Genomic DNA, 9,074 nt, shown 5'->3' with positions numbered 1-9,074 from the left:
AACCTGTTGCCGCCCAGAGGTCACGAATGGCGCCGGCTGAGACGTGAGCCCCCGACGCGGGCGAGTAAAGAATGCATCCTTTTTCGAAGCACTGGTACGCCCCGTTGTCCTTGAGTCCGTTAACCTCTCCCGTCGTCGCTGCTCCAAGAGCCCCGTTCAGCGACGCTGCCTTGGCTGCTATCGGGGACAGGGGGGCAACGGGTGCGGACGGATAGACGACGGCGGCCGAGGCATCGACGAGGCCGGCGCCGCAGCCGCCTGAGCAGGTTCCGGGAAGGGGCCGGGCGGTTTCTTTAAGCTTCGCCTTAATCTGGGCCGGTGTGAGAGAGGGATCGGCGGCCTTCATGAGGGCGCCAACCGACGCTGCCATCGGCGTCGCCATCGACGTCCCCATCATGTAGGCGTACGTCTCTGCCCCTGGAGTCGTTGTCCCGGCGTTGAGTGTGGAGAGGATGCCTGCCCCCGTGTCGCCTCCGGGAGCCATGATGTCAACTGCAGGGCCGAAATTTGAGTATGAGGCCTTGGACCCTGACTGGTTGGTGGCGCCTACGGTGATGACGTTGTTGCAGTTCGCCGGCGTGCTGTTCGATGCGAGCTGGTTCTCGTTGCCGGCAGCCACAAAAACGGCGGAACCACGGCTCACGGCACCGTCGATGGCCGCCTGTAAGGTGGCGCTGCAGGCTGCGGTCCCGCCAAGGCTCAGATTGATGGTTTGTGCAGGGTTGCCGTTGGCGGGTACGCCGGTGACGGTTCCACCGGACGCCCAGGTGATGGCATCAGAAATATCCGAGAGATAGCCGCCGCAGTCGCCGAGTGCGCGGACGGGTTCGATTTTCACGCCGGGCGCCGCGCCACTGACGCCTTCTCCGTTATTGGCGACGGCGGCGACGATTCCGGCGACATGCGTTCCGTGCCAGGAAGAATTGGAGGTTGAGGCGGAGCCGCAGGCCCCCGAAAGCCGGTAATCGCCCGGGTCAGATGGGTCTGGGTCCCTGCCGTCGCCGTCACTTGAAGTCGCTGGGTCGGCAATCATGTCGTACCCGGCAATGACGTTGGCATTGAGGTCACTGTGGGCCGTGATGCCGGTGTCGATCACGGCCACGACCTGACCTGTCCCCGTGGTCCTGTCCCACACACCCGGGACCCGGATTCCGACATTGGGATCGGACAATGCCCACTGCCGGGAGTAGTAGGTGTCATTGGGAGTGGATGTCGGCTGCATGAGAATGTCGGGCTCAACGGACGAGACGTTGTCGTCCGCAGCGATGCTCTGCAGGACACTCGCGGACTCATCGGCATTGAGCCTATGGCTGGCCTTCACCACCTTGGCGTCACCGGCGGCTGTCTTCACCTCCTTGACATCAATGGAGGTTGCGCGGCCAGCCTTCGAATAGGTCTTGCCCCGCTCTGCAGCGCTGCTGGCTGCGGAAGGCTTGAACTTCACAATGAACTGGTCAGTGGCCTGCGGCGGAACCGACGACTTTTGCACAGCTGAAGGACCAGACGGCGCAACGGGCTTATCCCCTGCGATGGCTGCCGGCATGGCAGAACCAAGAAACACTCCTGCCAGGAGCAAACCTGCGGCTCCCCTGTTCATGCAAGCTCCAAATGTGAAAATCCCCTTGAGCACATCCGCTCCTCTCGGCTTCCCGACTCCCCAGCCAGCCTTTGGAGCCTGCGCTGGAATTGATAATGATGTCCCTGCAAAAGTTCGGATCAAGCGCAGGCGCTTGCCGAAAGGCCGTCCTCTGTCCTGGGACAGCCGGGAACGTGGCGGCCGGCTGTTTGCTGACCGTGGACGCGGAGGCGCCGACGACGGCCATGGCAGCGCCGGTGGTCAGGACGGCTATAGGCATGGCATCCTTCTCCCGGTTAGCGGCGGGACATCCCGTCAGGCCTTTGCCACGCGACACACACCGGGGTGGCCGTTAGTGCAGAGGATCAACGGAATGACTTTAACAGCCGAAAAAAGCCCTTTGGCCGGATCACAGATAACCCTGCGTAAAGACTCAGAAAACTTGGCGAAACCACGACCAATGCTGGGCATGTATCGCGGAAACGCAAACCCGAGCCGGCGCCCGTAGCAAGAGCTGCGTGCGACGTGCATGTCGAGACAGGATATGGCGCCGGTGCAGAAAGCCTGCCAAGTGAGCGCGGGATGACCGGCAATGCCAAACGTGCCTCGGTGAGCGCGCCCGGGCCGGAGGTGGACTCCCGCGGGGGCCAAGGCGGAGTGGCCGAGTCCTTCTCGCGGGACACCAGCCCGTTGGTACGGGTATCCATAAATGAAGGTTATTCGGACGAGCGATTCGTTCCTGGGATCCGTGGGAGCAGGAGTTGTCCAGCCAGGCCCAGCCGACGGAGTGCGGATATCTCGCCGAGGTAGGCTGTTGCGATTGCGTTGGCAATGCTGGGAAGTGCGGCAGCGTCGTTGTAAACCAGGTACAGCGGTTCGTAGTGTGGAGCGAATTTACTTTTGAAGGCGAACAAGGAGCGGAATCCGTAGACGGGTTCCAGTCGGCTTCCCAACCAGTCCAGGACACGTGCCAGGGCCGTCGTGTGGGGGGCGTCGTTGCTGTTTTGCAGGGACCCTGCGAGGGGCGCCCCGGACAAGCTGATGTAGCTGTAGCCCTCGTCCCGGAGTGTCAGGGCAGCCGTGGCGATGAGCAGTTCCATGCTGTTTGGAAATCCGTTCGGGCGCCGGCGCATGAGATCGAGTGTCCACCCGATGATCCTGCCGCTACTGTATGACGGGAGCCAGGAGGTGACGCCCTGCAGCGTCCCGTCCACGTCCCGTGCCACCAGGCATCGGACCTCCGGATCCCGGAGTTCACTGATGCCGCCCAGCGTGAATCCCAGTTCGGGGAGTTTCTTGTCCGCCACCCATTCCTTGGATATGTCGTCGATCTGCTGCCGGATCTCCGCAGGTGCTTCGGCGTATTTGACCCATTCGGTGTGGATTCCTTCTTTCCGTGCCCGGTTGATGCTGGTACGGATGTGCTGGAATTGTCGTCCCGTGAATGTGAGCGCGGCCAGTGGGAGCACTGTCTGGAGAGCGACTTCAACTGCGCCCCAACCTTTTGCTGCCGCTTCATCGCAGAATGCCTGGTCGGCGGAGTAGAAGCAGGGCGTCCAGCCGTTCTCGTCGCAGAAGCGGGAAAACCCTTCCACGCACGTCCGGTAGTCGGCCACCGAGCCCACGGGTGATCCCAGGGCCAGTGCAACTCCGGCGCTGACCCTGTAGGCGACGTATCCATTGCCTTCGGGCGTGAACCAGTAGCGGTTGCCGGGCCAGGTGGTCATCCATGAGAGGGGGGTCCCGGTCCCGGAGCGAAGTATGGTCCGCACTTTCGAAGAGTCGTGGCTGTGCGGGCCGGGCGCCGTCTGCAGGAAGGACTGGAGCACCAGGGCGCCGGTCAGCGCCCAAAAGACAACCCCGGTGCCTTCATAAAGCACGACGGCGGCGGTGCTTTGGGGGAAGAACGCAGGAGGGACGTCCAAGGTGTAACCAAGCGGCAGGAAACGGTCGGGCACGTCCGCCAGGAATTGATAGGGGGATGGAACTGGAGCGAAGCCGGGCGACAATGCCATCCCGGCCCCAACGTAGACGACCGCGAGCCCAGCCCCGAGCACGAGGACCATGCGGGTAACCCTGGCGTATGTGCCCAACGGAGCCCGGCCGGGGAAGAGATCGCCGAACCCGAGGACGACCAGGAACATCACAACCGGCAGCATCAGGGTGACCACAAGGCCGAACTTGTTGTGAATATGGCTCAGGCTCTGGAAGTCCATGTTTTCGTTCTGCGGACTCCCTAGAGCCTGCGGCCAGATCACCCCGGCTGCATGCATGGCGGCCAGAACCGCAGTGCTCCCGAGAACGACCAGTGCGGAGCCCCACGCAAAGCGGCGTCCACGCCGGAGCCCCTCGGCGATGAGCAGCAGCAGAAAGCAAGGAAGAATGGCCATGAATATACCGCCCGCCCCAGCCCGGAGCTGCAGGAGCAGCATTTGGCACTCGACGGACCTTGGCCCCGAGGCACACGCATTTTTGAGCGCCTGGGGATCAACCGGCTGAATATCCGTGAACAGAAGATGGAGTACCGAGAGTGGGCCGGGAGCATGCCGCGACAGCCCCGCAATGACCGGTCCAATCGCGAAGGCAGCAACCCCCAAGGCGACCAAAACCCGCACTTCGCGGCGGGAGACTTGGGGCCACGCCAACGCCGGGCGGCGGCCGAAGAAGAATGGACCCAGGAACATTCCTGCGGCGGCGGCGAACATCCTCACCAGATCGGCATAGGATCCCTCATAGAGCACCAGAAGCAACAGCAATGTGGACACGGCCATCCGCAGGCGGCGCCGCCACAGTACCGGCATGGTCGTGGACGCAGCCATTGCTGCCCCGCAGAGGGCCGCTGTGGGACCGAGGTAGGGGTCCGACATCAGGACAAACGACCAGGAGCCCATCGTGGAGTGGATCGCCCAAACCAATCCCGCTGCCCCCAGGATGCCCATGAACTGACTGGCAGCCAGCGCGCCGGCAAAACGGGCTGATCCCAACCGCCGCTCCAAAGGAAGCCCTGCCAGCAGTACCGTAACTGTCGCAGCGACGTAGTAGAGGGGCATGGGTAGCCAGAAGGCTGACGTCGCCAGGGACCAGGGCCGGATGAAAAGTGAAGACGGGGCTGCTGCTACCCACCCGGGGGCGGCCCGGAAAGGAACGCCAAGGACGTGCAGGATCCGGGTCACAGCAGTAACAGCCCAGAGAAGTGCCAAGTAAACGAGCGTGACAGGTGCTGCCCGGAGCTTGAGGAACAGCTGCCTGACGGTGGCGAAGAACTGACCCCGGCGCGCCCCGAGGCCGAGACGGCCGGGCAAGGGACGAAACCCCGTTCGGTCCGGGCCGCTGGACTTGGCTTGGCTGCTCATCGCGCGGTGAGGCCGAAGCGTTGGAACAGCAGCGGAAGCCCCGCCTTCAGCCCATAATCGACGGCATCTCCACGATGGCCAACGGACTCCCCGATAAACCTGTAGGTGGTCATGCCGGCCGCTTTGGCATCTGCTGCTGCTGCTGTTACCTGCGGCGAATAAGTGGTGTCCGCAGAGCCACTGGTGAAGATGGCTTCCAGGTCGGTATAGCTGTGGGATTTCAGGATGGTGGCCGGTTCTTCCGCAACGAAGCTGGCCTCGTTGCCGCGGAAGATGGTCTTGACGGTGTCCTGGACGCTGCCGCTGACCGGTTCCAGCTCACCGGAAATGTCGAGAAGTGAGCCGAAAAGCTCTGGTCTCTTAGCAGCGAAGGACAAGGCGCACTCGCCGCCATTTGAGTAGCCTGCTACTGCCCAGCTGTCCCGGCCACTTGCCACATTCAGATTCGTGCGGATGAAATTGACGACGTCGGTGGTGACGTATGAGTAAACGTTGCCGCTGGGAGAATCGACGCACACAGGGTTTTGGTAGGGACTGCCCAACTGGTCCACAGTGAGCAGGAGGGGGGCGAGACCATGGTTCTTGGCGGCCATGGCATTCAAACGGGCGACAGCGTACTGGTTCTGGTCCGGCCCCCCGGGCTGGCCCATCATCATGACGATGATAGGCAACGGCGGGGGGTTGGCGACCAATGCTGCCGGAGGAAGATAGAGGTAGGCATGGCGCGCCTGGAACCCGGAGACTGTGGCAGGGATGGCGACCGGGCCTGTCCGCCCGGTGGCCGGCATCCCGGCTGGTGGCTTCCAGGTCTGCCATAACGGCGCCGCGCCCGCCTCTGCAGGGGCTGAATTGTGCTTGGGGAGCGCCAGAAAGCGGCCTGTGTTCACCCCGAGGAGGGAACCGAGGGTGGGGTTGAGCCTGTAGTCGGCGTTCACTCCCAGGATAGCCGTGGCAAGAAAGACCACAATGGAAAGGACGGCCAGGATCTTCCGCCACCAGCGTGAGCGCCACAAATTTACCAAGGCCAACGCGACGGCGGTAAAGGCCAGAATGACCCATGTCCGAGTGTCGCCGTCCAACGGAAGGCCAAAGACGTTCAGCCAGCCCTCGCAGATAACCAGGGCAAGTATCCCCGCGCCTGCGCCGGCCACCAGTGCAATCAGGGTGGTAAGGAGCCAGGTACGACGTGAGGGTTGCTTGCCGCGCCGAATCGGGCCCGGAGTGGTGGCGCCCGTGCGTCCGCTCCGGACCGCTTGGGGCAAGAGCACCGGGCGCAGCACCAAGTAAAGAATGGCCAGGATACTGGCGGCGTCGAAGGCGTACCGCAATGGCTGCTGCAGAATGTTCAGGTTGAGTAGATTGTCCATATCACTCTCTGCCCCGGCCCAGACCGTTCAGTGGAATATTGTTCCGGGATGGCGCGGGATAGTACCTGCCGGGCCGCACCGGCCGCCGGGCACAGGTCAGCCGTGTGACGGGTTTGAAGCCGACAGCGGGCAAGCTTCTCACCTTTCCACCGACCTCCAAGCCTCTCCTGACTTATGCCGTTTCCTTTGCCGTCTCGCCCCCACCAGCTCGTTCGCGAGCCACCCGGGCTCTTGCAACGAGGTTACGGTCGCGCTCGAGGGTAGGGCACCAGTAGGGAGTACTCGGATTTAACCGCTGGATCCTGTTGTCCTTAGGTAAGTACAGGGATCCAGACTGGCAATTCGGTGTAGGGATAGGTAATCCATCCATCCCACTACCGTTGACCGACGGCGGAAGCTGAAGCCGGACCTCTTCGTGCCTCCGATTGAAGCTCAAGGTTTGCAAAGGAAGCCGTGGATGTGCTTGTGCTGGTTTGGAGGTGGGGTCTACTGTCTGGGGCTACTTGATTTCGCTGTTTCCTGGCGGCGGATGAAAGCTCAAATTGGAAGTGCAGAACGAGCAGCCAGATGCCGGCGTCTAGGAGCCCTGCCGTGAAAATCAAGCGTTTTCTGACATCGTTGGCCTCTGCGGTGCTTGCGGCTCTCATCATGGCAGCGGGCCTGGTGGGTTCCCCCGCGGCATCAGCTGATCCGGTCTACGGCACCCAGAGCTTCTCGTACTCCGGGGTCGCAAATCCGCCCACATCGGATAAGCCCCAGAGCAAGTTGTGGTGGAATGACGGATTTTGGTGGGCGGATATGTGGACCACCGGAAGTGGCTGGCACATCTACCGCCTGGACAGGGCGACGCATACCTGGGTGGATACAGGAGTATTGAATGATGCGCGCGGCAGCACCCTGGCCGACACCCTTTGGGATGGGGCGCATCTCTACATCGCTTCGCACGTTGTTGGTGTTTCGACCAATGCGAACCCTGTACCCTCGGTGGCAGGCCAGCCCGCTTATCTTTACCGGTACAGCTACTCCGGTGGTAATTACACCCTGGACGCCGGCTTTCCCATGGTTATCACGAACAACAGCAGCGAGTCGATGACCATTGACGAGGACAGCACGGGCGCCATCTGGGCAACCTGGACGCAGGTGGCGGGCAACAGCACCAGCGGATTCACCAACACGGTCTACGTCAACAACTCGGCACCCGGGGGCACCGGCTGGGGCACCCCTTATGTTATTCCGGTTTCAAACCCGAACCCTTCTCCTGATGACATTTCCGCTGTGGTTTCCTACGGCAAGAACAAGATCGGGGTGATGTGGAGCGACCAACTTACCGGCACTGTCTGGTGGGCTACGCGGACAGACGGGACCTCACCCACCGCGTCCTCATCGTGGGCTCTGCAGCCCGCCATCAGGGGCAATGGCCAGGCTGATGACCACCTTAACATCAAATCTCTCCAGTCTGATCCCAGCGGACGGGTCTTTGCCGCCGTGAAGACCAGCCTCAACGACATATCCTCGGATCCGACACTGCCCCAGCTTTTGCTGCTCGTCTTCAAGCCGGGTACCGGTTCCTTCACGCAATCGACCATCTCCACTACGGGTGACTGCGTCACCCGGCCCCAGATCGTGCTGGACACCCAGAACAACCTTGTCCACGCTTTCCAGACCGCCCCACCGACCTCCGTGAGCGGCTGCACGTACTCCGGGGTTGCCGGCAGCATCTACGAGAAGACTGCCTCCATGGACAACCCGGTCTTCGCCTCCGGCCGTGGAAACCCTGTGATGCAGGCAGCGTCCTCCTCGAACATCAATGACGTCACCACCAGCAAACAGGGCGTCAACGCGACGACTGGCATTGTCATGTTGGCAAGCGACGACGTCGCCAAGAGCTACTGGTTCTCGGATGAGCCCCTTACGCCAGCCACTCCCACCCCGGTAGCTTCGTTTACTGCCACCCCGAGCTCCGGGACAGTACCACTGTCTGTCGCATTCCAGGACACCTCTACGGGCACACCGACCTCATGGTCCTGGGACTTTGGCGACGGTACGGCGACCTCCGCGCTACAAAACCCCACTCATACGTATTCCGCTGCCGGAACGTACACTGCCACCTTGACGGTCACGTACGGGACAGGTACAACTCAATCCGCCACCGCCACCATCACAGTCCTGACACTGGCTCAGGCGATGGATGCCAAGGCCGCCCAATGGAATCTTGGGACGGCCACCGGCGACGTAACGGGAATCCGGGACGGTGGCTACTACCGCAACTACCAGTCAGGTGCCGTAATCTCGACGCCCACGCAGAGCCTGTTCGTCTCCCATGGCCCCATCCGCAGCGAATGGGCCGCGCTCAACTTCGAAAACGGCCTGATGGGATACCCGACTACGGACGAGGTCGGTGGCCTGGTGAACGGCGGCGTAAAACAAAACTACGAAGGCGGGGCGATCATCTGGACCACGGCCACCGGCCCTCACGAGTCCTTCGGCCCCATCCGTTCGGAGTGGCAGGCCCTGGGCTTTGAGGGCGGCGTCCTGGGCTACCCCACCACCGAAGTAGTAACCGGCCTGATCAACGGGGGCTCCTACCAGAACTACCAAGGCGGGGCGGTCGTGTCCGCCCCGGCCTCCGGCACATATGAGTCAATTGGCCCCATCCGTTCGGAGTGGCAGGCCCTGGGTTTCGAGGGCGGCGTCCTGGGCTACCCCACCACCGAAGTAGTAACCGGCCTGATCAACGGGGGCTCCTACCAGAACTACCAAGGCGGGGCGGTCGTGTCC

The 9,074-nt window shown here is 62.4% G+C and carries 4 protein-coding genes; 1 reads left to right on the top strand and 3 read right to left on the bottom strand.

Annotated elements, in window-relative coordinates; translation table 11 throughout:
- The 3 genes from AB0313_RS00125 to AB0313_RS00115 all read right to left on the bottom strand — a co-directional run.
- Positions 1–1,597: S8 family serine peptidase (locus tag AB0313_RS00125; RefSeq protein ID WP_366302818.1), on the bottom strand; the 1,597-nt coding region annotated here is incomplete at its 3' end.
- 695 nt (positions 1,598–2,292) lie between these two features.
- Positions 2,293–4,878: a DUF2156 domain-containing protein gene (locus AB0313_RS00120; RefSeq protein WP_366302816.1), complete on the bottom strand. Its 2,586-nt coding sequence runs from the start codon at positions 4,876–4,878 to the stop codon at positions 2,293–2,295.
- 47 nt (positions 4,879–4,925) lie between these two features.
- Positions 4,926–6,296 (bottom strand): alpha/beta hydrolase-fold protein, encoded by a 1,371-nt coding sequence (locus AB0313_RS00115; RefSeq protein WP_366302814.1) that lies wholly within the window; start codon positions 6,294–6,296, stop codon positions 4,926–4,928.
- Between the two features lie 591 nt (positions 6,297–6,887).
- On the opposite strand from AB0313_RS00115, the gene AB0313_RS00110 reads away from it, so the two are divergent.
- A partial coding sequence (locus tag AB0313_RS00110; RefSeq protein WP_366302812.1) for a PKD domain-containing protein occupies positions 6,888–9,074 on the top strand: 2,187 nt, incomplete at its 3' end.

Origin of the sequence: Pseudarthrobacter sp. NPDC080039 (assembly GCF_040702335.1) — a bacterium.
Taxonomy (GTDB): Bacteria; Actinomycetota; Actinomycetes; order Actinomycetales; family Micrococcaceae; genus Arthrobacter; species Arthrobacter enclensis_A.
The sequence above is the reverse complement of the archived record's forward strand: the minus strand, read 5'-3'. Positions and strand labels throughout refer to the sequence as shown.